This is a genomic window from Streptomyces sp. NPDC087310, from assembly GCF_044744405.1.
GTDB lineage: Bacteria > Actinomycetota > Actinomycetes > Streptomycetales > Streptomycetaceae > Streptomyces.
In genome coordinates this window covers 242,253-267,217 of sequence record NZ_JBIUYF010000003.1, presented here as the reverse complement: position 1 = coordinate 267,217, position 24,965 = coordinate 242,253, and the positions used below count along the sequence as shown (strand labels likewise).

The 24,965-nt window shown below is 72.8% G+C and carries 23 protein-coding genes; 13 read left to right on the top strand and 10 right to left on the bottom strand.

Features of this window, described 5'->3' with window-relative positions; genetic code table 11:
* Nucleotides 1-55: 55 nt before the first annotated feature.
* On the top strand, nucleotides 56-400 hold the full coding sequence (locus ACIO3P_RS11745; protein ID WP_329828260.1) for a rhodanese-like domain-containing protein: 345 nt from the start codon (nucleotides 56-58) through the stop codon (nucleotides 398-400).
* Nucleotides 401-419: 19 nt separating this feature from the next.
* On the opposite strand, the gene ACIO3P_RS11740 is transcribed toward ACIO3P_RS11745, so the two are convergent.
* From ACIO3P_RS11740 to paaA, 5 genes are read right to left on the bottom strand one after another with little or no spacing between them, the layout of a single operon-like run.
* Nucleotides 420-1,481: a 2Fe-2S iron-sulfur cluster-binding protein gene (locus ACIO3P_RS11740; RefSeq protein ID WP_329828262.1), complete on the bottom strand. Its 1,062-nt coding sequence runs from the start codon at nucleotides 1,479-1,481 to the stop codon at nucleotides 420-422.
* Nucleotides 1,482-2,015 carry a 1,2-phenylacetyl-CoA epoxidase subunit PaaD gene (paaD, locus tag ACIO3P_RS11735; RefSeq protein WP_329828263.1) on the bottom strand — a complete coding sequence of 178 codons (534 nt, stop codon included), beginning with the start codon at nucleotides 2,013-2,015 and terminating at the stop codon, nucleotides 1,482-1,484. It abuts the gene before it with no gap.
* Complete coding sequence (gene paaC, locus ACIO3P_RS11730; RefSeq protein WP_401849069.1) at nucleotides 2,009-2,836, bottom strand: 1,2-phenylacetyl-CoA epoxidase subunit PaaC; 828 nt, start codon at nucleotides 2,834-2,836, stop codon at nucleotides 2,009-2,011. The genes paaD and paaC overlap by 7 nt, the downstream gene beginning before the upstream one ends.
* Entirely contained in the window at nucleotides 2,833-3,123 is a 291-nt protein-coding gene (gene paaB, locus ACIO3P_RS11725; RefSeq protein WP_329828264.1) for a 1,2-phenylacetyl-CoA epoxidase subunit PaaB, read from the bottom strand. The genes paaC and paaB overlap by 4 nt, the downstream gene beginning before the upstream one ends.
* A complete protein-coding gene (gene paaA / locus ACIO3P_RS11720; RefSeq protein ID WP_401849068.1) occupies nucleotides 3,120-4,127 on the bottom strand; it encodes a 1,2-phenylacetyl-CoA epoxidase subunit PaaA in 1,008 nt (335 codons plus the stop codon). Before paaA ends, paaB begins: the two co-directional genes overlap by 4 nt.
* Nucleotides 4,128-4,241: 114 nt before the next feature.
* Between paaA and ACIO3P_RS11715 the strand changes: the two genes are divergently transcribed.
* From ACIO3P_RS11715 to ACIO3P_RS11705, 3 genes are all read left to right on the top strand, one after another.
* Nucleotides 4,242-4,949: a DUF5819 family protein gene (locus ACIO3P_RS11715; RefSeq protein ID WP_329828266.1), complete on the top strand. Its 708-nt coding sequence runs from the start codon at nucleotides 4,242-4,244 to the stop codon at nucleotides 4,947-4,949.
* A 221-nt stretch (nucleotides 4,950-5,170) separates the two neighbouring features.
* Entirely contained in the window at nucleotides 5,171-6,454 is a 1,284-nt protein-coding gene (locus ACIO3P_RS11710) for an HTTM domain-containing protein (protein ID WP_401849527.1), read from the top strand.
* Nucleotides 6,455-7,132, top strand: coding sequence for a TrmH family RNA methyltransferase (locus ACIO3P_RS11705; protein ID WP_401849066.1), 678 nt, complete (start codon nucleotides 6,455-6,457; stop codon nucleotides 7,130-7,132). It abuts the gene before it with no gap.
* A 25-nt stretch (nucleotides 7,133-7,157) separates the two neighbouring features.
* Here ACIO3P_RS11705 and paaN read toward each other — a convergent pair whose 3' ends face one another.
* On the bottom strand, nucleotides 7,158-8,864 hold the full coding sequence (gene paaN / locus ACIO3P_RS11700; RefSeq protein ID WP_401849065.1) for a phenylacetic acid degradation protein PaaN: 1,707 nt from the start codon (nucleotides 8,862-8,864) through the stop codon (nucleotides 7,158-7,160).
* A 254-nt stretch (nucleotides 8,865-9,118) separates the two neighbouring features.
* On the opposite strand from paaN, the gene ACIO3P_RS11695 reads away from it, so the two are divergent.
* Complete coding sequence (locus ACIO3P_RS11695) at nucleotides 9,119-10,642, top strand: 3-hydroxyacyl-CoA dehydrogenase (protein WP_401849063.1); 1,524 nt, start codon at nucleotides 9,119-9,121, stop codon at nucleotides 10,640-10,642.
* The gene (locus tag ACIO3P_RS11690) at nucleotides 10,639-11,229 is read left to right on the top strand and encodes a TetR/AcrR family transcriptional regulator (protein ID WP_329828270.1); all 591 of its coding nucleotides are present in this window, start codon (nucleotides 10,639-10,641) and stop codon (nucleotides 11,227-11,229) included. Before ACIO3P_RS11695 ends, ACIO3P_RS11690 begins: the two co-directional genes overlap by 4 nt.
* Nucleotides 11,230-11,307: 78 nt before the next feature.
* Here the strand turns inward: ACIO3P_RS11690 and ACIO3P_RS11685 are convergent, their stop codons facing one another.
* On the bottom strand, nucleotides 11,308-11,808 hold the full coding sequence (locus tag ACIO3P_RS11685; protein ID WP_329828271.1) for an Lrp/AsnC family transcriptional regulator: 501 nt from the start codon (nucleotides 11,806-11,808) through the stop codon (nucleotides 11,308-11,310).
* A 190-nt stretch (nucleotides 11,809-11,998) separates the two neighbouring features.
* On the opposite strand from ACIO3P_RS11685, the gene pdhA reads away from it, so the two are divergent.
* The 7 genes from pdhA to ACIO3P_RS11650 all read left to right on the top strand — a co-directional run bounded on the left by pdhA (nucleotide 11,999) and on the right by ACIO3P_RS11650 (nucleotide 20,244).
* Entirely contained in the window at nucleotides 11,999-13,192 is a 1,194-nt protein-coding gene (gene pdhA, locus ACIO3P_RS11680; protein WP_401849061.1) for a pyruvate dehydrogenase (acetyl-transferring) E1 component subunit alpha, read from the top strand.
* A complete protein-coding gene (locus ACIO3P_RS11675) occupies nucleotides 13,189-14,223 on the top strand; it encodes an alpha-ketoacid dehydrogenase subunit beta (RefSeq protein ID WP_401849059.1) in 1,035 nt (344 codons plus the stop codon). The genes pdhA and ACIO3P_RS11675 overlap by 4 nt, the downstream gene beginning before the upstream one ends.
* A complete protein-coding gene (locus tag ACIO3P_RS11670) occupies nucleotides 14,223-15,632 on the top strand; it encodes a dihydrolipoamide acetyltransferase family protein (RefSeq protein ID WP_401849057.1) in 1,410 nt (469 codons plus the stop codon). Before ACIO3P_RS11675 ends, ACIO3P_RS11670 begins: the two co-directional genes overlap by 1 nt.
* Nucleotides 15,633-15,701: 69 nt before the next feature.
* Entirely contained in the window at nucleotides 15,702-16,589 is an 888-nt protein-coding gene (locus ACIO3P_RS11665) for an NTP transferase domain-containing protein (protein WP_401849055.1), read from the top strand.
* Nucleotides 16,586-18,058 (top strand): molybdopterin molybdotransferase MoeA, encoded by a 1,473-nt coding sequence (locus ACIO3P_RS11660; RefSeq protein WP_401849053.1) that lies wholly within the window; start codon nucleotides 16,586-16,588, stop codon nucleotides 18,056-18,058. The genes ACIO3P_RS11665 and ACIO3P_RS11660 overlap by 4 nt, the downstream gene beginning before the upstream one ends.
* 20 nt (nucleotides 18,059-18,078) lie before the next feature.
* Nucleotides 18,079-19,134, top strand: a complete 1,056-nt coding sequence (locus tag ACIO3P_RS11655) for a potassium channel family protein (protein ID WP_329828342.1) — start codon at nucleotides 18,079-18,081, stop codon at nucleotides 19,132-19,134.
* A gap of 129 nt (nucleotides 19,135-19,263) precedes the next feature.
* Nucleotides 19,264-20,244 carry an NAD(P)H-quinone oxidoreductase gene (locus tag ACIO3P_RS11650; protein ID WP_401849051.1) on the top strand — a complete coding sequence of 327 codons (981 nt, stop codon included), beginning with the start codon at nucleotides 19,264-19,266 and terminating at the stop codon, nucleotides 20,242-20,244.
* 189 nt (nucleotides 20,245-20,433) lie between these two features.
* On the opposite strand, the gene ACIO3P_RS11645 is transcribed toward ACIO3P_RS11650, so the two are convergent.
* The 3 genes from ACIO3P_RS11645 to ACIO3P_RS11635 form a co-directional block, all read right to left on the bottom strand.
* Complete coding sequence (locus tag ACIO3P_RS11645; RefSeq protein ID WP_329828279.1) at nucleotides 20,434-20,976, bottom strand: bacterial proteasome activator family protein; 543 nt, start codon at nucleotides 20,974-20,976, stop codon at nucleotides 20,434-20,436.
* A 180-nt stretch (nucleotides 20,977-21,156) separates the two neighbouring features.
* On the bottom strand, nucleotides 21,157-24,027 hold the full coding sequence (locus ACIO3P_RS11640) for an ABC transporter permease (protein WP_401849050.1): 2,871 nt from the start codon (nucleotides 24,025-24,027) through the stop codon (nucleotides 21,157-21,159).
* Nucleotides 24,024-24,842 (bottom strand): ABC transporter ATP-binding protein, encoded by an 819-nt coding sequence (locus tag ACIO3P_RS11635; protein WP_401849048.1) that lies wholly within the window; start codon nucleotides 24,840-24,842, stop codon nucleotides 24,024-24,026. The genes ACIO3P_RS11640 and ACIO3P_RS11635 overlap by 4 nt, the downstream gene beginning before the upstream one ends.
* Between the last annotated feature and the right edge of the window lie 123 nt (nucleotides 24,843-24,965).

Here is a 24,965-nt window from a genome sequence, read left to right as displayed (position 1 = left end):
GCGCCCGGTCCCGTGCCGGTTCAAGTCCGGTTCCGTACGAGAGAAGGCAATCCCCATGAATTTCGCCCCGCTGCCCTCGGTCGACGCCGCGGCGGTACCGGCCGACGGTCTGGTGCTGGACGTCCGTGAGGCCGACGAGTGGGCGGCCGGTCATGTCGAGGGCGCGCTGCATGTCCCGATGAGCGACTTCGTGGCCCGCTTCGGCGAGGTCACGGAGGCGGTCGCCGACGGGCGCAAGGCGTTCGTGATGTGCCGGGTGGGCGGCCGTTCCGCACAGGTCACCCAGTATCTGGTGCAGCAGGGGATCGACGCGGTGAACGTGGACGGCGGCATGCTCGCCTGGGACGGCGCCGGGCGCCCGATGGTCGCCGACAACGGCACCCCGGCGTTCGTCCTCTGACCGACGCGGCGGCCCCGGCTCAGCGGTCGAAGTCCAGCTCCACCTCCGCGGTCGCCGGGTGGGACTGGCAGGCCAGCACGTACCCCGCGTCCGTCTCCTCCGGTTCGAGCGCGAAGTTGCGGTCCATGGTGACCTCGCCCGAGACCAGGAACGCCCGGCAGGTGCCGCAGACCCCGCCCTTGCACGCGTAGGGGGCGTCCGCGCGGCTGTGCAGCACCGTCTCCAGCAGGGACTCGCCCTCCCGTACCGGCCAGGTGCCCGAACGGCCGGCCAGGGTCGCGGTCAGGGTGCTGTCCGCGGCGGCCCTGGCGCCGCGCGCGGCCGGTGCCGCGGCGGCCGACGGCGACTCGTCGACGTGGAAGATCTCCTGGTGGATACGGCCGCGCTCCACCCCGAGGCCGCGCAGCGCCCGTTCCGCGCCGGAGACCAGGCCGAGCGGGCCGCAGAGGAACCAGCCGTCGATGTCGGCCACCGGGAGCAGCGCGGGCAGCAGTCCGGTCAGCCGCTCGCGGTCCAGCCGGCCGGACGGCAGCCCCGCCTGCCGCTCCTCCCGGGAGACGACCGTGACGAGTTGGAAGCGGTCGGGAAAGCGGTCCTTGAGGTCGGCGACCTCCTCCAGGAACATCGTGGACGCCACGGTGCGGTCGCTGCGCACCAGACAGAACCGGGCCGTGGGCTCCCGTATCAGCAGGGTGGCCGCGATGGAGAGCACCGGGGTGATGCCGCTGCCCCCGACGATCGCCGCGAAATACCCGGCGCGGGGCTCCAGGACGAAGCGGCCGGTCGGCTCCATGACCTCGACCGTGTCGCCCACGGCCAGCTCCTTGAGGGCGTACGTCGAGAACTCTCCGCCCTCGACCAGCCGGATGCCCACCCGCAGGGCGGGGTCCGGGCCGGCGGGGGCGCAGATCGAGTACGTACGTCTGATCTCCTCGCCGCGCTCGGTGCGGCGGCGCAGGGCGATGTGCTGGCCCGGGGTGTGCCGGAACGCCTCGTGGAGCTCGGGAGGGACGGCGAGGGTGACGGCCACCGCGTCGTCCGTGAGCGGTTCGACCTCGCTGACCCGGAGCGGATGGAACATCTACAACTCCTTGAAGTGGTCGAACGGTTCGCCGCAGGCCGTGCAGCGGCGCAGCGCCTTGCAGGCGGTGGAGGAGAACCGGCTGAGCAGTTCGGTGTCGGTCGAGCCGCAGTGCGGGCAGCGCAGGGCGAGCGTCAGCGGCACCGGACCGCCGGCGCGGCCCGGTGTGGCGCCCGGGCGGGGCGGGGCTATGCCGGACTCGGCGAGTTTGCGGCGGCCCTCGGCGCTGATGTCGTCCGTCGACCAGGCCGGGGAGAGGACCGTGACGACCGAGACGTCCGGCACCCCGTGGTCGTGCAGGACGCGCTCGATGTCCGAGGACATCGTTCCGATGGCCGGGCAGCCGGTGTAGGTGGGGGTCAGCTCCACGCGGACCCGTCCGGGGCCCGCGAGGTGGAGGCCGCGCAGCACGCCCAGCTCGGCCAGGGTGAGCACCGGCAGCTCGGGGTCGGGCACGGCGCCGGCGAGGGCGCGCAGCTCCTCCTCCAGCGCCGTCGTGCCCGCCGGTGCCGCCGGGGCGTGGTCGCTCACCATGACGCCCCCGGGTGGCTGCGGTGGAGGTGCTGCATCTCGGCGATCATCCGTCCGAACGGCTCCGTGTGCAGCCCCTGCCGGCCCGCGCCCGTCGTCCAGGCGCCGGAGCGGGGGCCGTCCGGTACGGAGAGGGTCGCCCGGTGCAGCACATCGGTGACGGACGCGAGCCAGCTCTCCTCCAGCGCCTGCCAGTCGACGTCGAGCCCCGCGAGGCCGCCGGATCCGTCAGGTCCGTCAGGTCCGTCGGATCCGTCAGGTCCGTCGGGTCCGTCGGCGGGCTGGAACATCTCGCCGGTGAACCGCCAGAGCGCCCGGCAGCCGCGCTCCATCCGCTCGTGGCTCTGCGGCGTGCCGTCCCCGAGCCGCAGGGTCCAGTGCTCGGCGTGGTCCTGGTGGTAGGCGACCTCCTTGACCGCCTTGGCCGCGAGCGGGGCGAACTCGCTTTCCCCGTCCGCGAGTTGCCGGTACAGGAAGAGCTGGTAGGTGGAGAAGTAGAGCTGGCGGGCGATGGTGTGCGCGAAGTCGCCGTTCGGCTGCTCGACCAGGTGCAGGTTGCGGAACGCGCGCTCCTCGCGCAGATAGGCGAGCTCGTCCTCGTCCCCGACGAGGGAGAGCAGGAACCGCGCCTGGCCCAGCAGGTCCAGCGCGATATTGGCGAGCGCGACGTCCTCTTCGAGGACGGGGGCGTGGCCCGCCCACTCCCCCAGCCGGTGCGAGAGCACCAGTGCGTCGTCGCCGAGCGCGAGAGCCGCCGCCGCGTTCACCGCCCCGGGGGCCCGCCGGGGCGCCGGGGCGCCGGTCGTCGCCGGTACGCCGGTCACAGGTGCTTCACCCCTTCAGGGATCTCGTAGAAGGTCGGGTGCCGGTAGGGCTTGTCGGCGGACGGGGCGAAGAACGGGTCCTTCTCGTCCGGCGAGGAGGCCGTGACCGCCGAGGACTCCACCACCCAGATCGAGACGCCCTCGCTGCGCCGGGTGTAGAGGTCCCGCGCGTTGCGCAGGGCCATCTCCGCGTCCGGCGCGTGCAGGCTGCCCGCGTGGGTGTGCGAGAGCCCGCGGCGGGAGCGCACGAAGACCTCCCACAGGGGCCAGTCGGCCGTGTCGCTCATGCCGTCGCCTCCATCCGTGCCGCCCCGGGGCGGTGCTTCGCCGCGTACGCCGCGGCGGCTTCCCGTACCCACGCGCCCTGCTCGTGGGCGCGGCGGCGCTGGGTGATCCGCTGCTCGTTGCACGGCCCGTTGCCCTTCAGCACCTCGTGGAACTCCGCCCAGTCGATCGCCCCGAAGTCGTGCCGTCCCCGCTCCTCGTTCCACCGGAGGTCCGGGTCGGGGAGGGTCAGGCCGAGGGCCTCGGCCTGCGGGACGCAGATGTCGACGAAGCGCTGCCGGAGCTCGTCGTTGGAGTGCCGCTTGATCTTCCAGGCCATGGACCGCGCCGAGTGGGCCGACTCGTCGTCCGGCGGGCCGAACATCATCAGCGACGGCCACCACCAGCGGTCCACCGCGTCCTGGGCCATGGCGTGCTGCGCGTCCGTCCCGTTGCTCAGGGCGAGCAGCAGCTCGTACCCCTGCCGCTGGTGGAAGGACTCCTCCTTGCAGATCCGGACCATCGCGCGGGCGTACGGGCCGTACGAGCAGCGGCACAGCGGGACCTGGTTCGTGATCGCCGCTCCGTCCACCAGCCAGCCGATCGCGCCGACGTCCGCCCAGGTCAGGGTGGGGTAGTTGAAGATCGACGAGTACTTCTGGCGGCCGCTGTGGAGCTTGTCGAGCAGCTCGTCACGGCCCGTGCCCAGCGTCTCGGCCGCGCTGTAGAGGTACAGGCCGTGTCCCGCCTCGTCCTGGACCTTGGCCATCAGGATCGCCTTGCGGCGCAGCGAGGGCGCACGGGTGATCCAGTTCGCCTCCGGCTGCATGCCGATGATTTCGGAGTGGGCGTGCTGGGCCATCTGGCGGACCAGCGACGCGCGGTACGCCTCGGGCATCCAGTCGCGCGGCTCGATGCGCTCGTCGGCGGCCACGGCCGCGTCGAACGCCGCCTCGAAGGACTCCGCCGTCCTTCCCATCGTCGCCTCCTCGGCTGTCCCCGCGGTCCCCGTGGTCACTGCCGTCATCCGGACCCCCTACCGACCGATCGTTCGGTTCATGGACTTCAATGGTGGGTCGGCGGCCCGTAGGGTGTCAACCCTGTGGATAACTGACCGGAGTACGACGGGGATCGGGGCGGGATGGATTCGTACGACGACCAGGGCGGGAAAGCCGGTCCGCCACCCGGGGCCGGGATATCCGGCCTCTCCTTCCGCTACCAGGTGGTGGCCGCCGTGTCACTCGCGGTCATCGGGCTGCTGGCCTGCGCGCATGTCGCGATGGTGTTCCTCCACGTCGCCCCGTCCAACACGCTCACCAAGCAGTACGGCAAGGCCGTCGACGGCTGGGTCTACCCCGAGTTCGAACAGAACTGGAAGCTCTTCGCGCCCAACCCCCTCCAGCAGAACATCGCCGTCGAGGTGCGCGCCGAGATCGAGTCCGACGGCCCCGCGCGCAGGACCAGCGAATGGATCGATCTCTCCGCGGAGGACGGCGCCGCCATCCACCGGAACGTGCTGCCCAGCCATGTCGACCAGAACGAGCTGCGCCGGGGCTGGGACTTCTTCGTCGGATCGCATGACAATCAGAACCGCCCGAACGGGCTGCGCGGCCAGCTCTCCGAGAGCTACATCCGCCGGATCGTGATGCTGCGGCTGGCCGACCACGATCTGGGCGGGCCGGTGGTACGCATCCAGGTCAGGTCGGCCACCACGGCCGTCCCCTCGCCGCCCTGGGGCACGGAGAAGATCAGCACGCGCCCGTCCTACCGGGTCTATCCCTGGTGGACGGTGAACGCCACGGATCTTCCCGGCGGCGTACGGAACGGCCGTGCGGAGGCGCACCGGTGAGTGAACAGCCCGAACAGCCCGAACAGCCGGAGCAGCGCGAGCAGCCGGAGCAGCGCGAGCAGCCCGGCCAGTCCCAGCAGCCGGAGCGGTCGCAGCGGTCCCTGGAGCCCGAACGGTCCGAACGGTCCGAGGAGCCCGTACCGCCGGAGCAGCCCGTACCGCCGCCCGCCGGCCAGCCGTCCGCGCCGCCCCGGGGCCCGCGCCCCGATCCCTGGCCCACCGTGCGTCCCGCCCCGCGCCCCGCCGCGCCCGCGCGCCCGGCGCGCCCTTTCGACCAGCGGGCGGCGGGCGCGCTCCAGCGCGTCACGGCCGCCGCACTCGGCCCCTACCAGAGCGCGGTCATACGGATCGGCTTCGCCGGCACCTGGCTGCTCTTCCTGCTGCGCGAGGTACCGCACCGCCGTGAGCTGTACGGCCCCGACGGGCCCTGGAGCTGGGACATGGCCCAGCAGCTCATCGCGAAGAACAGCGCCTTCTCCGCGCTGATGTGGTCGGACAGCGTGGTGTGGTTCGAGATCGTCTTCGCCGTCGCGGTCCTGTCCAGCGCGCTGCTGATGCTCGGCTGGCGGACCCGCACCATGTCCGTGCTCTTCATGTTCGGGGTGCTGTCGCTCCAGAACCGCAGCATCTTCATGGGGGACGGCGGCGACAACGTCATCCACCTCATGGCGATCTATCTCGTGCTGACGCGCTGCGGGCAGGTCTGGTCGCTCGACGCCCGGCGCGCCGCCCGCGTGGCGACTGCGGCGCGTGCGGCGAAGACGGCGGGCGCCGCCGCTCCGGCCGTACGGGACCGGGTCGGCCCCGTCCTCTGGACCGTCACCGGTACGGCCCTGCTCATCGGCACGCTCACCGACCGGATCCAGATCGAGAGCTGGCTGCTGGTCCTGTTCTGGGGGGCCTGGGCGGGTCAGGGGCTCTGGTGGGCCGTGAACCGCCGCGCGCCCCAGGGTGAGCCGCGCGCGCTGCTCGACGTGCTCGCCAATCTGCTCCACAACGCCACGCTCGCCGTGATCATGGCCGAGGTCTGTCTCGTCTACGCCACCGCCGGCTGGTACAAGATCCAGGGGTCGCGCTGGCAGGACGGCACCGCGCTGTACTACCCGCTCAAGCTGGACTACTTCGCGCCCTGGCCCGCGCTCTCCGACCTCTTCGCGTCCAGCGCGCTCATCGTGATGGTGCTGACGTACGGCACGGTCATCGTGCAGGTCGCCTTCCCGTTCACGCTCTTCAACCGGCGCGTCAAGAACGTCCTGCTGGTCGCGATGATCCTGGAGCACGCGGGGATCGCCGTACTGCTCGGGCTGCCGTTCTTCTCGCTCGCCATGATCGCCGCCGACGCCGTGTTCCTGCCGACGGTCTTCCTGCTGTGGCTCGGCGGCCGGGTCACCGGAGTGCGCGACCGGCTGCTCGGCCGGCTGCCGGGCCGGGCCCGCCCCCGCGCCGAGGCGGCCCCGCCCGGGCAGCGGCGGGAGAGCTCCGAGCAGCCACGTACCCTCGTGTAGGTGATCAGCGAGACATCGGACGAGGGCCTGGAGCCGGTCCAGTACGACGAAGGCTACGGACCCCCGGTCGGTGTCGGACCGCACCGCGAGCCCTGGCCCCAGGGCGAGCGGTACGACCCGGAGCTGCTGGCGGCCGGCGACCGGCGCAACGTGGCCGACCAGTACCGGTACTGGACCCGCGAGGCGATCGTCGCCGACCTCGACACCCGGCGCCACGACTTCCACGTGGCGGTGGAGAACTGGAGCCACGACTTCAACATCGGCTCCGTGGTCCGCACCGCCAACGCCTTTCTCGCCAAGGAGATCCACATCGTGGGCCGGCGGCGCTGGAACCGGCGCGGCGCCATGGTCACCGACCGGTACCAGCATGTGCGCCACCATCCCGGTACGGAGGAGCTGACGGCCTGGGCGGCGGCCGAGGGGCTGCCGATCATCGGGATCGACAATCTGCCGGGCGCCGTCGCGCTGGAGCGCACGGAGCTGCCGCGCCGCTGCGTGCTGCTCTTCGGCCAGGAGGGTCCCGGCCTGACCGAAGAGGCCCGTGAGCACGCCACGATGGTCTGCTCGATCGCCCAGTTCGGCTCGACGCGCTCGATCAACGCGGGAGCCGCCGCTGCCATCGCCATGCACGCCTGGATCCAGCGGTACGCGGACATCCCGGCGCCGCCCGCGCCCTGATCCGGCCCGACCCGAACGGAACGGCTCAGGACGGCCGGCGGACCTCCACCGTGCGGAAGCGGTTCGCCACGAACGCCGCGTCGCACAGCGCCGCGTTCGCCGCCGGGTTGCCGCCCGAGCCGTGGAAGTCCGAGAACGCCGCCGTCTGGTTCACGTACACCCCTCCCGTGAGGTTGAGCGAGAGCTGCGCGGACTCCTCCAGACAGACCTCCTCAAGCGCGTGCTCCGTCTCCGGGGACGTCGTGTACCCGCCGACCGTCATCGCGCCCTGATGGCGCACCGTGCGCCGCAGCAGCTCCAGCGCGTCCTGCGTCGAGTCCACGGCGACCGCGAAGGACACGGGGCCGAAGCACTCGGTGAGGTACGGCACCTCCTCGCCGCCCTCCCACGCCTTCTCCCAGACCTTGCGGGCGCCGTCCGCCTTCACGATCGCGGGCGTACGGACCACCGCGTCCGGGAAGTCCGGATGGGCGATCTCGCGTGAGGCGAGCGCGATGTCCCCGAGCCCGTCGGCCGCCTCCAGACGGGCCCTCACCCCGGGGTTGACCAGCGCGCCCAGCAGCGCGTTGGCCCGGGTGTCGTCGCCCAGCAGCCCGGCCACCGAGGCCGCCAGGTCGGCCACCACCTCGTCGTACGCCTTCTCGCCCGCGTCCGTCGTGATGCCGTCCCGGGGGATCAGCAGATTCTGCGGCGTCGTGCACATCTGGCCGCTGTAGAGCGACAGTGAGAAGGCGAGGTTGGAGAGCATCCCCTTGTAGTCGTCCGTGGAGTCCACGACGACCGTGTTGACGCCCGCCTTCTCCGTGTACACCTGCGCCTGGCGCGCATGGGCCTCCAGCCAGTCGCCGAAGGCGGTCGACCCCGTGTAGTCGATGATCCGGACCTCCGGGCGGACGGCCAGGGTCTTGGCGATCCCCTCGCCGGGCCGCTCCACCGCCAGCGCCACCAGATTCGGGTCGAAGCCCGCCTCGGCGAGCACCTCCCGGGCCACCCGTACGGTGAGCGCGAGCGGCAGCACCGCGCGCGGATGCGGCTTGACCAGCACCGGGTTGCCGGTGGCCAGGGAGGCGAACAGCCCCGGATAGCCGTTCCACGTGGGGAAGGTGTTGCAGCCGATCAGCAGCGCGACCCCGCGCGGCACGGCGGTGAAGGACTTCCGCAGCTCCAGCGGGTCCCGCTTGCCCTGCGGCTTGGACCACTCGGCCGACGCGGGCGTACGCGTCTGCTCCTGGTACGCGTACGCCACGGCCTCCAAGCCGCGGTCCTGGGCGTGCGGACCGCCCGCCTGGAACGCCATCGTGAACGCCTGGCCGCTCGTGTGCATCACCGCGTGCGCGAACTCGTGGGTCCGCGCGCTGATCCGCGCCAGGATCTCCAGACAGACCAGGGCGCGGGTCTCGGGGCCCGCCGCGCGCCACGCGCCCATGCCCGCGCGCAGGGCGGGCAGCAGGACGTCCGGGTCCGCGTGCGGGTACTCGATCTCCAGGGCCGGCCCGTAGGGCGAGACCTCGCCGCCGGTCCAGCCGTCCGTACCCGGCTGGTCCAGCTCGAAGCGGGTCCCGCGCAGCGCCTGGAAGGCGGCGAGCCCGTCGGCGGGCGCGCTCTCGCCGTACGCCTTGGGGTGCTCGGGGTGCGGGGACCAGTAGCCGCGGGACCCGACCGTCTCAAGGGCCCGGTCGAGCGTGGGCCGGTGCTTCTCGGCGAGCTGCTGGGGGCTGAGCTGGGCGGCCATCGTGGACCAACTCCTCATCGAGTTCATCGGACATGCGGGACATGCGAGGACGTGCGCGGGCGGAGAAACGGAGGCGGCGGACGGGGGCAGGGAACGGGGCGGGGGCATGGACCGGCGGACAGAGTTAGAGTAACCGAACGATCGGTCGGGATAAGGGGATCCGGGCGATCCTGTGGACAACCGACGACGAACCGGGCGGACAGCGGTCGCCTCCCCGGCACCGCGCGCCCCACCGATACGGGAGGATTGCGGCCATGACAGCAATCGAGCCGGGCCGCGTCGTCGCGGTCGCGGGCACCGGCACGATGGGCCAGGGCATAGCCCAGGTGGCGCTGGTCGCCGGCCACCCCGTACGGCTCTACGACGCCGTGCCGGGCCGTGCGGGACAGGCCGCCGCCACCATCGCGGGACGCCTGGACCGGCTGGTCGCCAAGGGCCGGCTCGACCCGGCGGCCCGCGACGCCGCGGTGGCCCGGCTGCTCCCCGCCGCGGACCTCGCCGAACTGGCCGACGCCGCGCTCGTGATCGAAGCCGTCCTGGAAGAGCTCTCCGCCAAACGGGAGCTGTTCGCCGCGCTGGAGGACGTCGTCGCCGACGACTGCCTGCTCGCCACCAACACCTCCTCCCTCTCCGTCACGGCCGTCGCGGGCGCGCTGCGCCTGCCGGGACGCCTCATGGGGACGCACTTCTTCAACCCGGCGCCCCTGCTGCCCCTCGTGGAGGTCGTCAGCGGCTTCGCGAGCGCCCCGGACGCCGTGACCCGCGCGTACGAGACCGTGCTGGCCTGGGGGAAGACCCCGGTGCGCTGCGCCGATACGCCGGGCTTCGTCGTCAACCGCGTCGCACGCCCCTTCTACGCGGAGGCGCTGCGGGTGTACGAGGAGGGCGCCGCCGACCCCGCCACCATCGACGCGGTCCTGCGTGAGAGCGGCGGCTTCCGGATGGGCCCCTTCGAGCTGACCGATCTGATCGGCCAGGACGTCAACGAGGCCGTCACCCGCTCCGTGTGGGAGTCCTTCTTCCACGACCCGAAGTTCACCCCCTCGCTCGCCCAGCGCAGGCTGGTGGAATCGGGCCGGCTCGGCCGTAAGACGGGCCAGGGGTGGTTCCCGTACACAGAGGGCGCCGCCACGCCCCTACCGCGCACCGAAGGGCCGTGCGAGGCCCCGGACGCGGTCGGCGTGCACGCGGATCTCGGGCCCGCCGCCGTCCTGCGCGAGATGATCGAGGAAGCGGGCGTCAAGGTCACCCGCGACCGCACCCCGCACGTCTCCGACGGCTTCCTCGCCCTGCCCGGTGGTACGGCGCTGCGCCTCACCGACGGATCGAGCGCCACGGGCGACCCCTCCGGGCCGTGCATCCACTTCGACCTCGCGCTGGACTACCGCTCCTGTACGCGCGTCGCCCTCGCGCCCGGGGCCGACGCCGACCCCGGGGACCTGCGGGCGGCCATCGGCCTCTTCCAGCGGCTCGGCAAGCGGGTCAGCGTCGTCGACGACGTCCCCGGCATGATCGTCGGCCGTACCGTCGCCCTGCTGATCGACCTCGCCTGCGACGCCGCCGCCCGCGGGGTGGCGAGCGCGCGGGACATCGACACGGCCATGAAACTCGGCGTGAACTACCCTGGCGGACCCGGCGAGTGGTGCGACCGGCTCACGGCGTGGTGGGCCAGGTCCTTCCTGTCGGCCCTGGACGGCGCGTATCCCGGCGGCCGTTACGCCCCGTCCACGGCGCTGACCCGCCGCGCCGACACCGAAGCGAAGCAGGGGCGTTCATGACCACCGCCAAGCGCGACACCTACACACCCGAGACCCTGCTGGCCGTGGCCGTCCGCGTCTTCAACGAACGCGGCTACGACGGCACCTCCATGGAGCACCTCTCCAAGGCGGCCGGGATCTCCAAGTCCTCCATATACCACCATGTCGTCGGCAAGGAGGAGCTGCTGCGCCGGGCCGTCAGCCGCGCCCTGGACGGCCTCTTCGGCATCCTGGAGGAGGACGGCGCGACACGTGGCCGGGCCGTCGTCCGGGTCGAGTACGTCACCCGGCGCACGGTCGAGGTGCTGATGGCCGAGCTGCCCTATGTGACGCTGCTGCTGCGGGTCAGGGGCAACACGGGGACCGAGCGCTGGGCGATGGAACGGCGCAGGGAGTTCGACCAGCGCGTCGCCGGCCTCCTCAAGGCCGCCGCCGCTGAGGGGGACCTGCGGGCCGACCTGGACACCAAGCTGGCGACCCGGCTGCTCTTCGGCATGGTCAACTCCCTGGTCGAGTGGTACCGGCCGCACGCGGCCGGCGGCTACGACCACGACCAGGTCGCGGACGCCGTCGTACGGCTGGCCTTCGACGGGCTGCGCGCCTCCTGACGGGCGGGCCGGCCACCTTCCGGCTGGGCACCTCCCGGTTGCGTACCTCCCGGCCGCGCGCCTCCTGAGGGACACGCCTCAGGGAGGCGGCGCGCTCCCCGGGTCCAGGTCCGTCTCCTCGAACACCAGCAGCGTGCGGGTCGAGAGCACCTCCGGAATCGACTGGAGCCTGGTCAGGACCAGTTCCCGCAGCGTCCTGTTGTCCGGGGTGTGCACCAGCAGCAGGACATCGAAATCGCCGCTGACCAGCGCGATGTGGGTGGCGCCCGGCAGCTCCTGAAGCTGCTCGCGCACCGTGCGCCAGGAGTTCTGGACGATCTTCAGCGTGATGTACGCGGAAGCCCCCTGACCGGCGCGTTCATGGTCGACCCTGGCGCTGAAACCGCGGATCACCCGGTCGTCGATCAGCCGGTTGATCCGCGCGTACGCGTTGGCCCGCGACACATGGACGCGCTCGGCGACCGACCGTATCGAGGCGCGGCCGTCCGTCTGGAGAATGCGCAGGATGTCCCGGTCGATGGCGTCCAGCGGGCGCGGCGGCTGCTCCTGCGCGGCGGACCGTTCCGTGCCGTCGGCCATTTGTTCAGCTCTCCTGTCTCCCGGACTCCCCGCCATGGACGGCCTGCGTCCATCCCAGGCTGTGGAGAACCGTTTGTCCACAGGCTGGAGGCGTGTGTAGCCAAAATGGCCCGACGACCGAACAATCGGTAGGGAGGCGGCGCCGCGATCCGGCGCTCCCGCCCGTTCGCCCCGACGAGGAGGTGCACGCGTGAAGAAGAGCAGCACGCCGGTCCAGGAACTGCCCGCCGCCGCGGCCCGTCCACCCGCCCCGCCGCCGGCCTGGCAGCCGCGGACCGATCCCGCACCGCTGCTCCCCGACCCCGAGCCGTACCGCGTACTGGGTACGGACGCCGCGGCCGGGGCCGACCCCGCGCTGCTGCTGCGGCTCTACGCCGAGCTGGTCCGCGGCCGCAGGTTCAACGCGCAGGCCACGGCCCTGACCAAGCAGGGCAGGCTCGCCGTCTACCCGTCGAGCACCGGTCAGGAGGCGTGCCAGGTCGCCGCCGCGCTCGCCCTGCGCGACCAGGACTGGCTCTTCCCCAGCTACCGCGACACCCTCGCAGCGGTGGCGCGCGGGCTCGACCCCGTCCAGGCGCTGACGCTGCTGCGCGGCGACTGGCACACCGGGTACGACCCGCACGAGCACCGGATCGCCCCGCTCTCCACGCCGCTCGCCACCCAGCTTCCGCACGCGGTGGGGCTGGCGCACGCGGCCCGTCTCCGGGGGGACGACGTCGTCGCGCTCGCCCTGGTCGGTGACGGCGGCACCAGCGAGGGCGACTTCCACGAGGCGCTGAACTTCGCCGCCGTATGGCGCGCTCCGGTCGTCTTCCTCGTCCAGAACAACGGCTTCGCGATCTCCGTGCCGCTCGCCAAGCAGTCCGCCGCGCCCTCCCTGGCCCACAAGGCCGTCGGGTACGGCATGCCGGGCCGCCTGGTCGACGGGAACGACGCGGTCGCGGTGCACCGGGTGCTCGACGAGGCGCTGGGCCGCGCCCGGCGCGGCGGGGGCCCCACGCTGGTCGAGGCCGTCACGTACCGCATCGACGCCCATACGAACGCCGACGACGCGACGCGCTACCGCGAGGGGGGCGAGGTGGAGACCTGGCGCGCGCACGACCCGGTGCGGCTGCTGGAGCGCGAGCTGACGGCGCGCGGGGTGCTCGACGAGGACGGCATCACGAAGGCCGCCGAGTCCGCCGAGACGATGGCGGCGCGGCTGCGCGACCGGATGAACGCGGATCCGGTGCTCGACCCCATGGACCTCTTCGCGCACGTCTACGCGGAGCGGACGCCGCAACTGCGGGAGCAGGAGGACCAGCTCAGGGCCGAGCTGGCCGCCTCCGCCGAGTCGACGGCCGCCGCCGAGTCGGCCGTCGAAGGGTCCGGTGATCCGCGATGACCGGCACAGGCACCGGCACCGTCGTGGAGAAGGCCGTCGCCGCGAAGCCCGCCACGATGGCGCTGGCGCTCCAGCGCGCGCTGCGCGACGCGATGGCCGAGGACCCGGCGGTCCATGTCCTCGGGGAGGACGTGGGCACGCTCGGCGGGGTCTTCCGGATCACCGACGGGCTCGCGGCCGAGTTCGGCGACGAGCGCTGCACGGACACCCCGCTCGCCGAGGCGGGCATCCTGGGGACGGCCGTCGGCATGGCGATGTACGGGCTGCGGCCGGTCGTGGAGATGCAGTTCGACGCCTTCGCCTATCCGTCGTTCGAACAGCTCATCAGCCATGTCTCGCGGATGCGCAACCGCACGCGCGGCGCGCTGCCGCTGCCGATCACGGTGCGGGTGCCGTACGGCGGCGGGATCGGCGGCGTCGAGCACCACAGCGACTCCTCCGAGGCGTACTACATGGCGACCCCCGGCCTCCATGTCGTCACGCCCGCGACGGTCGAGGACGCCTACGGGCTGCTGCGGGCCGCCATCGCCTCCGACGACCCGGTGGTCTTCCTGGAGCCGAAGCGGCTCTACTGGTCGAAGGCCGCGTGGTCGCCGGACGCGCCGGCCGCGGTCGGGCCGATCGGGCGCGCGGTCGTCCGCCGGCGGGGCTCCAGCGTCACGCTGCTCACGTACGGCCCCTCGCTTCCGGTCTGTCTCGACGCGGCGGAAGCGGCCCGCGCCGAGGGCTGGGACCTGGAGGTCGTCGACCTGCGCTCGCTGGTGCCGTTCGACGACGAGACGGTGGCGGAATCCGTGCGCCGTACGGGCCGGGCGGTCGTCGTCCATGAGTCCACGGGCTTCGGCGGGCCGGGCGGGGAGATCGCCGCGCGGGTCACCGAGCGCTGCTTCCACCACCTGGAGGCGCCGGTGCTGCGGGTGGCCGGATTCGACATTCCGTATCCGCCGCCCATGCTGGAGAGGCACCATCTTCCGGGAGTGGACCGGGTGCTGGACGCGGTTGCGCGGCTCCAGTGGGAGACGGAGAGCTGATGGCGCAGGTGCTGGAATTCAAACTGCCTGACCTCGGTGAAGGGCTGACCGAGGCGGAGATCGTCCACTGGCTGGTGTCGGTGGGGGATGTCGTCGCCGTCGATCAGCCGGTCGTCGAGGTCGAGACGGCCAAGGCGATGGTCGAGGTGCCCTGCCCCTACGGGGGTGTGGTGACGGCGCGCTACGGCGAGGAGGGCACGGAGCTGCCGGTCGGGGCGCCGCTGCTGACCGTCGCGGTGGGCGCGTCCGCCCCGGCCGACGGGCCGGAGCCCGACTCCACCGCGCCCCCGACCCCTGGCCCCGCTGCGGCTCCGGTGGCCGAACCCGCGCCGTCCCCGTCCCCGTCTCCGTCCCCGGCTCCGTCTCCGTCCAGGGACGGGGCGTCGGGCAATGTGCTCGTCGGGTACGGCACGGGCGCGCCGGTGGCCCGCAGGCGCCGGGTCCGGCCGCAGCGGAACGGGGACCGTACGGCCCCTCCCGCCGGTACCACCGCGAACGGGACGGCCGGGCCCGTCCCGGTGGTCTCGCCGCTGGTGCGCAGGCTCGCCCGCGAGCACGACCTCGATCTGCGCGCGCTCACGGGCACGGGCCGGGACGGACTGATCCTGCGCTGCGACGTCGAGCGGGCGATACGGGACGGCGCCACGGCGTCCCCGGCCGCGCCGCAGCGGCCCGCACCGCACGTGCCCGACCGCGCGCAGGCTTCTCCGCTGCCGTCCGGCGCCACGAGGGTGCCGCTGCGGGGCGTACGGGGCGCGGTCGCGGACAAGCTCGTCCGCAGTCGGCACGAGATCCCGGACGCCACCTGCTGGGTCGACGCGGACGCCACGGAGCTGCTGGCCGCCCGTACGGCGATGAACGCGGCGGGAGGGCCCAAGGTCTCGCTGATCGCGCTGTTCGCCCGGATCTGCACGGCGGCCCTCGCCCGGCACCCCGAGCTGAACTCCACCGTGGACACGGCGGCCCGGGAGGTCGTGCGGCTGCCCGCGGTGCATCTCGGTTTCGCCGCGCAGACCGACCGCGGGCTGGTCGTCCCCGTCGTACGGGACGCGCACACCCGCTCCGCGGAGTCGCTGAGCGCCGAGTTCGCCCGGCTCACGGAGGCGGGCCGGTCCGGCGCCCTGACGCCGAAGGATCTGTCCGGCGGCACCTTCACGCTCAACAACTACGGGGTGTTCGGCGTCGACGGCTCCACCCCGATCATCAACCACCCCGAGGCCGCGATGCTCGGCATCGGCCGGATCGTGCCCAAACCCTGGGTCCACCAGGGCGAGCTGGCGGTGCGTCAGGTCGTCCAGCTCTCGCTCACCTTCGACCACCGGGTCTGCGACGGCGGTACGGCGGGCGGCTTCCTGCGCCATGTGGCGGACTGCGTCGAACAGCCGGCGGTGCTGCTGCGCACGTTGTGACGGGGCCGCCTCCGAAGAAGGGGCGGCCTCGGGTGCTTCGAACCGGCGATCACGGCACATAATGCAGCCATGACCGCGTATGACGCCATCGTGCTCGCCGGAGGCGCCGCCAGACGGCTCGGCGGGGTCGACAAGCCCGGTGTGCGGGTCGGCGGCCGGGCGCTGCTCGACCGGGTGCTCGCCGCCAGCGACGGAGCCGCCGACACGGTGGTCGTGGGCGGCCGGCGCCCCACGGCCCGGCCGGTGCGCTGGACCCGCGAGGAGCCGCCCGGCGGCGGTCCGCTCGCCGCGCTCGACGCCGGGGTGCGGTCCATGAGGACCGACACGGAGACCGTGCTCGTCCTCTCCGCCGACCTGCCCTTCCTCTCCCGGTCGGCGGTGCGCCGACTGCTCGGGACGCTCGTCGGCAGCGGCGTGGAGGCGGCGCTGCTCACCGACGCCGACGGCCGGGACCAGCCGCTGGTCGCCGCCTACCGTGCCGAGCCGCTGCGCCGCGAGATCGCCCTGCTCCGTACCGAGTACGGCAGCCTCGCCGGGCTGCCCCTGCGGCTGCTCGTGGACGAACTCGAACTCGCCTGGGTCGAAGCGGAGCCCCTCGCCTCCTTCGACTGTGACACCTGGGAAGACATCTCCACGGCGCGAGCCCGGATCAGGGAGCATGGGACCGTGCTGGACGAATGGATCACCGCAGTCAAGGACGAACTCGGCATCGAGCTGGACGTCGACACGTCCGCCCTTCTCGACCTCGCCCGCGACGCCGCGCACGGCGTCGCCCGGCCCGCCGCGCCGCTGACGACCTTCCTGGTCGGGTACGCGGCGGGCAAGGCCGGGGGAGACGGGCCCGAAGCCGTCGCGGAAGCGGCCCGCAAGGCCGAGGCGCTGGCCCTGCGCTGGGCGGCCGAGGCGGAGGCGGAGGCCAAGGCCGAGGCGAAGGCCAAGGGGGCCGACGCAGGATGACCGCCCATGACCGCAAGGCCGACGGGACCACGGCGGGCAACGGGACCGGGACGGCCGGTGGGCGCGGTGGGCTGGAAGGGATCGACGGCATCGACGGCATCGACGACGTGCTGGCCCTCGTCGGCCGAAGCCCGGCCGGTCCGGGCGCGCGCCACGGCACCGGCCGGGGCGCGGGCACCGGCAGCGGTCCCGCCGCGTCCGGCCGGCACGGCGCCCTGGCGTGGTCCGACGCCCGCGCGCTCGCGGCCCGCTCCGGGCGGGCCACGGCACCGGACGGAACGCCGTCCGCGCGGGCCCGCCGGGTCCCCCTCGACCAGGCCCTCGGCCTGGCACTCGCCGAGCCGCTGGCCGCGCTGACCGACCTGCCGTCCTTCGACACCTCGGCCATGGACGGCTGGGCGGTCTCCGGGCCGGGCCCCTGGTCCGTACGGAACCGCGGCGACGGCGGCGACGGAGACGACGACGGCCCCGGCCCCGGTCTGCTCGCCGGGCACGCCACGGCCGCGCCGCTCCCCGACGGTTCGGCGGTACGGATCGCCACCGGCGCCCGTGTCCCGCCCGACGCGACCGCGGTGATCCGCAGCGAACACGCCCGTACCGACGGCGCCGGACATCTCCACTCCGAACGCCCGGTGATCCAGGGCCAGGACATCCGGCCGCGCGGCCAGGAGTGCCGCTCCGGCGAGCATCTGCTGCCGGCCGGCTATGTGATCACCCCCGCCGTGCTGGGGCTCGCGGCGGCGGCCGGGTACGACGAGCTGCCCACCGTCCCGCGCCCGCGCGTCGACGTGCTGGTCCTCGGCGACGAACTGCTCGCCGAAGGGCTCCCCCGCGACGGACTGATCCGGGACGCCCTCGGCCCGCTGATCGCCCCCTGGCTGTGCGCCCTCGGCGCGGAGGTCACCGCCACCCGCCGGCTCGGCGACGACGCCGAGGCGCTGTACCGCGCCGTCTCCGCGTCCACCGCGGATCTCGTCATCACCACGGGCGGTACGGCGGCGGGACCGGTCGACCATGTCCATACCGTGCTGCGGCGGACAGGCGCCGAACTGCTGGTGGACGGGGTCGCCGTACGCCCCGGTCACCCCATGGTGCTGGCCCGGCGAGCCCCCGGACGGCTGTTCATCGGGCTGCCCGGCAACCCCCTCGCCGCGGTCTCCGGGCTGCTGACGCTCGCCGAGCCCGTGCTCTGCGCGCTGGCGGGGCGGGCGCCCCGGACGCCGTACCACGTACCCGTACGGGACGCGGTGCACGGACATCCGTCCGACACCCGGCTCGTCCCCTTCGTCCACCGGGACGAAGGGCTCGTACCGTTGCGATTCAACGGTCCGGCCATGCTGCGCGGTATCGCCGCCGCGGACGGGCTCGCGGTGGTGAAGCCCGGTGGTGCGCGGCCGGGCGACGATCTGGAAGTTCTCGACCTGCCGTGGAACGCCATGGCAACGGTCGACGGAGGGTGTTTCACGTGAAACTTCCGGGCCAGGACGCGATGGCCAGACGCGCGGACGAGTATCTGGTCACCGCTCGGGTGAAGCTGCCGCGCCGCAAGACCGTACGGCCGCTGCGGCAGGTCAGCCGACGGCTGCTGATGGCGCTGTTCGTCCTCGCGCTGACGGTCTTCCTCGTCTACATCGACAACGAGGGCTACCACGACAACGCGGACGACTCGGTCGACTTCCTCGACTCCGTCTACTACGCGACCGTCACGCTCTCCACGACCGGGTACGGCGATATCGTCCCGTACAGCGACACCGCGCGGCTGGTGAACGTCCTGCTCGTGACCCCGCTGCGGGTCTGTTTTCTCATCATCCTGGTCGGAACCACTCTTGAGGTCCTCACGGAGCGCACCCGTGAGGAGTGGCGGCTGAACCGCTGGAGGTCCAACTTGCGTGATCACACCGTCATCGTCGGCTACGGCACCAAGGGGCGCTCGGCGATGCAGACCCTCTGCGCCACGGGTCTGAAGAAGGAACAGATCGTCATCGTCGACCCGTCGAACAAGGTGATCGAGGCGGCCAACGCGGAGGGGTTCGTGGGGGTCGTCGGCGACGCGACCCGCAGCGATGTGCTGCTGCGGGCCGAACTCCAGCGCGCCCGCCAGATCGTCATCGCCACCCAGCGCGACGACACGGCGGTCCTGGTGGCCCTGACCGCACGGCAGCTCAACCGGGGCGCGAAGATCGTCGCCGCGGTGCGCGAGGAGGAGAACGCGCCGCTGCTGCGCCAGTCCGGCGCGGACGCCGTGATCACCAGCGCGAGCGCGGCCGGCCGGCTGCTCGGGCTCTCCGTGCTCAGCCCCAGCGCGGGCACGGTGATGGAGGATCTGATCCAGCAGGGCAGCGGCCTCGACCTCATCGAACGCCCGGTGATAAAGGCCGAGGTGGGGCGGAGCGTACGGGAGACGGACGACCTGGTCGTGAGCGTGCTGCGCGGGCACCGGCTGCTCGGTTACGACGACCCCGCCGCGAGCCCGCTCCAGCTCACCGACCGGCTGATCACCATCGTCCGGGCCACCAGCCCCACGGAGTCCGGCCTCGCCAACTGACCTGGCCCGCAACCGACCTGGCCACCAACCGACCTGGCCCGCAAGGACCCGGCCACCAACCGACCTGGCCACCAACTCCACCGGCCGACCTCGCCGCTCCGCCCGGCGCTCAGGAGTAGCCTCGCGGCCATGCATGCGATCACGATTCCGGAACCCGGTGGCCCCGACGCGCTCGTATGGGCCGAGGTGCCCGATCCCGTAGCCGGTGAGGGCGAGGTGCTCGTCGAGGTGGTGGCGAGCGCCGTCAACCGCGCCGATCTGTTGCAGCGCCAGGGCTTCTACGATCCCCCGCCCGGCGCCTCCCCGTACCCGGGCCTGGAGTGCGCGGGCCGGATCACGGCGCTGGGGCCCGGTGTCGCCGGGTGGGCCGTCGGGGACGAGGTGTGCGCGCTGCTGGCCGGCGGCGGCTACGCGGAGCGGGTCGCCGTACCGTCGGGGCAGCTCCTGCCCGTACCGGAGGGGCTGGACCTGGCCACGGCCGCGGCGCTGCCCGAGGTCACCTCGACGGTGTGGTCCAACGTGTTCCTGATTTCCCACCTGCGGCCGGGCGAGACGCTGTTGGTGCACGGCGGCGCCAGCGGGATCGGCACGATGGCGATCCAGCTCGCCAAGGCGGTGGGCGCGCGGGTCGCGGTCACCGCGGGCGGCCCCGACAAGCTGGCGCGCTGCGCCGAGCTGGGCGCGGACATCCTGATCGACTACCGCGAGCAGGACTTCGTCGAGGAGATCCGCAAGGCCACCGAGGGCGCGGGAGCGGATGTCATCCTCGACATCGTCGGCGCCAAGTACCTGGAGCGGAACGTGAAGGCGCTGGCCGTCAACGGCCGGCTCGCGGTGATCGGTCTCCAGGGCGGGGCGAAGGGCGAACTCAATCTGGGCGCCCTGCTGGGCAAGCGCGCCGCCATTACCGCGACGTCGCTGCGTGCCCGTCCGCTGGCCGAGAAGGCGTCCATCGTCGCGGCCGTACGGGAGCATGTCTGGCCGCTGATCGCGGACGGGCGGGTCCGGCCGATCGTGGATCAGACGCTGCCGATGGAGCGGGCCGCCGACGCGCACCGCGCGCTGGAGAGCGGTACGCACATCGGCAAGGTGCTGCTCCTCGCCTCCTGAGCCGGAGGCTCCTGGGAACAGGGGCCCTGAGAGCAGGGGCCCTGAGAGCAGGGGCCCCTGAGAAACAGAGGCTCCTGAGAAACAGAAGCTTCTGAGAAAAGGGGCGCGGTCCGGCGCACCCTAGGTGGGCCGGACCGCGCCATCCCTGTCACATGATGCTTCGCGGAAGCCGTCGACGGTTCTACGGATCTACAGATACGGGCCCGAGCGGATCGCGCCATGGCCCTGGTCGCCCTCGTCCTCCGGGACGGAGCCCGGCGGCAGCGCGCGCCGCATCTGCTCCAACTGGGCCCTGGCCGCCATCTGCTGGGCGAACAGCGCCGTCTGGATCCCGTGGAACAGACCCTCCAGCCACCCCACCAACTGGGCCTGCGCGATCCGCAGTTCCGCCTCGGAGGGGATCGCCTCGTCGGTGAAGGGGAGCGAGAGCCGCTCCAGCTCCTCCACCAGCTCGGGGGCGAGCCCGTCCTCCAGCTCCTTCACCGAGCCGGCGTGGATCTCCTTGAGCCGTACCCGGCTCGCCTCGTCCAGAGGAGCCGCCCGCACCTCCTCCAGAAGCTGCTTGATCATGCTGCCGATGCGCATGACCTTCGCGGGCTGTTCCACCATCTCCGTCACCGGGATCTCACGCGCCTCGGCGTCGGCCCCGCCGCCGCCGAGCGCCATCCCGTCCTGTCCGACCACCAGGACATGGGGGCTCTCCTGCGACCGTTCGTTCCTCGGCATCTCCATGCGGCCCATTGTCTCGCACAAGTGCGTCACCACGAGGCGTGCCCCCGTACGAAGACGGATCGTCTTCGTACGGGGGCACGGTCCCGCGGGGCACGGTCCCGGCGGTCCCTGGGGCACGCTTCCGGGGCCGGGAGGCCCCACAACCGTGCCCCACGGGTGTTCCCGGCGGGCACCGGGCCGTTACGTGGCGGCCCTGCGGCCCAGCGTCCGGTGTGAACGGGTGACCAGCGCCGCCAGGAGCGCCGCGCCCAGCGGGACGGCGACCAGCAGGGCGGCCACCGTGGCCCACGGGACGACGATGGGCACGAACGGCGGCGAGGTCGAGCCGAGGCCCTGGTCCAGCGCGTCCTGGTACCAGGTCTCCTGCGCGCGGCGCTCGGTCAGCAGCAGCCCGATGGCGGGCAGCACCCCGGCCGCCGAGCCGAGGAGGACCCCCATCACCGCCACCACCCCGCACTGGAAGCCGCTGAGTGTCCTGCGGACCCGGGCAGGGGCTCCGACCGCCGCGAGCGTCTTCAGATCGGCCTCGGCGTCGGCCTGGGCGAGCCCGGTGGCGATACCGGCGGCGCCGATGGTGATCAGACCGGCGAAGACGGTCAGCGCCAGCAGCACGATGCCGGTCTCGGCGCTGTACCCCTTCTCGATCCGCAGGTTGACCTCGGTGCCGGTCTTGTCGATCTCACCGTCCAGCTTCTGCTGCTGGGCGCCGGTCGGCAGGGAGGTGGTCGAGTAGTACGCGCCGAACGGGACGGTGCCGAAGCCCGCTGCCTTCGCGGTGGCCGGGGTAATGATCATGGACAGGCCGTATGCGTTGGTGCCTTCGGGGGCCTGGTGCGCCGTGAACGACTTGATGTCGCCCGGCGGCTCCTCGTCCGCCTCCCGTGCCTTGTCCGCGGCCTTGACATCGGTGATCGCACGGATGTCGATCTTGCCGTCCTTGTTGACGTTCCGCTTGTCGAACGACACGGCCTTGCCCTCGGCGAGCGCCTTCCCGGCCTCCGGGTCCTTGATGCCGAGGACCTTCAGCACCTTGGCGTCGCCGACCAGCACGCCGTAGTCGGCATAGCTGTAGACCTCGTTGTCCTTGCAGCGCCAGTCCTTGCCGAGTTTGCGGCGTTCGGCCGTGGTGAGATCCTCGCCCCCGTCGCCCTCCTTCCACAGCGGGCACTGGTTGGCCTCGGGCACGATGACCTCGTACTGCCCGCAGCCCTCCTCGTCGCTGTACATCTCGCAACTGGGCTTGCCGACGTTGACGCGGTCCACATCGGCCCGGACGTCGACGGGGAGGGTCTGCTGGACCGCCTGCCGCACGGTGGGCACATCCCGGCCGCCGGCCTCGGTGATCATGACGGAGACCGCGCCGTGCGGCAGCTCGGGCACGTACTCGGCCCTCTGCTGGGCGTCGCTGCTCGCGGTGTACGTGGAGACCGCGACGGTGCCCGCGACGGCGGCCAGTACGGCGGCCACGGCGGGGGCCGTGCGTCCCCGGTTACGTACGGAGTCGCGCAGCGCCAGCCGCGGCGAGAGCGGCAGCCAGCGGCCGATCCGGCCGAACAGCCCCACCAGGGCCGGGGTCAGCGCGACCACGCCCAGTTCGGCGAGGGCGCTGCCGGCCGCGACGATGGCGAACTGGTCGGTCATCAGCGACCCGTACAGCGCGATCGCCGCGCCGATCGCGACCGCGACCAGCCCCACGATCGGCAGCACCCGGTTGGACCTGCGGACCCCACGGCGGCCGGTGAGCGAGGCCAGAACGGTCTGCCGGGAGGAGGTGATGGCCGGGACGATCGCGGCGAGCAGGCCGGTCAGTACGGCGAGCAGCGCGATACCGCCCAGTTCCAGCGGCCGGATGTCGAAGCTGCCGAACCGCTTGCCGAGGTAGTCCTCAAGGAGGGGTTGCAGGGCGAAGGTCAGGCCGATGGCGAGGACCGTACCGACGACCGCCGAGGCGACACCGATCACCAGACCGCCGCCGAGGACGATGGCCCTGACGTGGTGCCGGTCGCCGCCGTTGGCGCCGACCAGGCCGAGCTGGCGGCGCGAGCGCCGGGCGCCGACGGCGAAGGCGGGGCCCGCCAGCAGGCAGATCTCCAGCATCGCGAGGCCGACGACGGTGCCGATCGCGGCCAGCTCGGCGGTCTGGGCCATGTCGCTCTGCTCGTAGTCGCCCCAGCCGTCCTGCTGGTACAGGGCGACATCGGCGCGGGCCGGCGGGTCCAGGACCACGGCGCGCGAGACCACCAGGACACCCTTGGCGTTGATCTCCTGGACCATGTTCCACGTGAAACCACCGGAGCCGGACCCGGACCCGGAGCCGGACCCGGCCAGGTTGACCAGATACGTGCTGCGGCTGCTCGTACCGGGCAGGTCGTCGGCCTTCAGCGCCTTGTCGAGCGGGGCCAGCAGTGCACCGGGAAGCGCGTTGACCTGGTCCGCCTTGAGGTCGCTCGGCAGCTCGTACGAGCCGACGATCCGGTACTCGGCGTCGAACCCACGGGCGGTGAGCTTCGAACCGATCCGCAGACCGCTCGCCTCCAGGAAGTGGGTGGTCGCCGCGACCTCGCCGCCCTTCTCCGGGAACCGGCCCTCGCCGAGGCGCATGATGCCCCGCGCCATCGGGTCCGTGGCCTTCAGCTCACGGATCTCGGCGTGCAGCAGCCCGTGGGTGGTGCGGAGCTTCCCGGAGCCGACGGCGTCCTCCAGGACGGTGGCGCCCGCCGGGATGGCCTTCTTGACGTCGGTGGGGCCGTCGGGCCACGGCTCGTCGTCGAAGTCCCCCTTCGGCTGGTAACCGTCGGCCTTGGGGGTCTGCATGACGGGTACGCCGCCGTACTCGGGGTCGGAGAACCGGGCGTCGGCGCCGCCCAGATCCCGTTCCACGGCCTCCGCGGCGGAGAGTTCCGAGCTGCGGATGGTCAGGTCCAGGGCGCTCACGCCGAGGATGGGCAGCGCGATCATGGCCAGGACGAGGAAGCTGCGTCCCTTGTAGCGCCAGGCGTCGCGGCGGGCGATACGCAGTGCGGCCCGCCAGGAGTGGTACCAGGTCCTCACAGCTCGGCCGCCTGGCCGGAGAGGAGCGACTCCGCGTCGCTGCGCAGGGTCTGGTCGACGACGGCGCCGTCCCGCAGGAAGACCACGCGGTCCGCCCAGGCGGCGAAGCGCGGCTCGTGGGTGACCAGGATGCCGGCGGCGCCCGCGTCGCAGCGGGCGCGGAGCAGGCCGAGCACGGCTTCGCCGGTCTCGGAGTCGAGTGCGCCGGTCGGCTCGTCCGCGAGGACGAGGCGCCGGTCGCCGACGAGCGCGCGACCGAGGGCGACGCGCTGCTGCTGGCCGCCGGACATCTCGTCGGGGAAGCGGTCGGCGAGCTGTTCGAGGCCCATCTCCGCGAGGGCGGCGAGCGCCTCGACGCGTGCCTTGCGGGCGGAGACGCCGTCCAACTCGCGCGGCAGGGCGATGTTCTCGGCGGCCGTGAGGGCGGGGATCAGGTTGTAGTCCTGGAAGACATAGCCGACGCTGCGGCGGCGCAGGGCCGCGAGCTTCTTGCGGTCGACGGTGGTGATGTCGGTGCCCTCGACGATCACGCGGCCGGAGGTGGGTATGTCGAGGCCGCCCGCGATCGTCAGCAGGGTGGACTTGCCGGAGCCCGACGGGCCCATGACGGCGACGAGTTCGCCGGGGAAGACATCGAGGTTGATCCCGCGCAGGGCGTGCACCTCGGTGGCGCCGCTGCCGTGGACGCGGGTCAGATCCTGGAGCTGCAGAACGGGGCTCTGGGCGGAGCCGGACCGGGACGGGGGCGCCGGGGGTGTACTGAGTTGCTGCTGTGGCTTCTGTGACTGCTGATGCTCATGTGACTTGCGGGCCATGAGGGTCCCCCCTATGGGATGTACGTGGATGGAGGAGTGGTTCCGTGCGATGCGGGGGCGCGGTGAGCGCGCGCATGCGCTGGGCGCGGTACGTACGCGCGGGACGGGCGTGGTGCGGTGCCG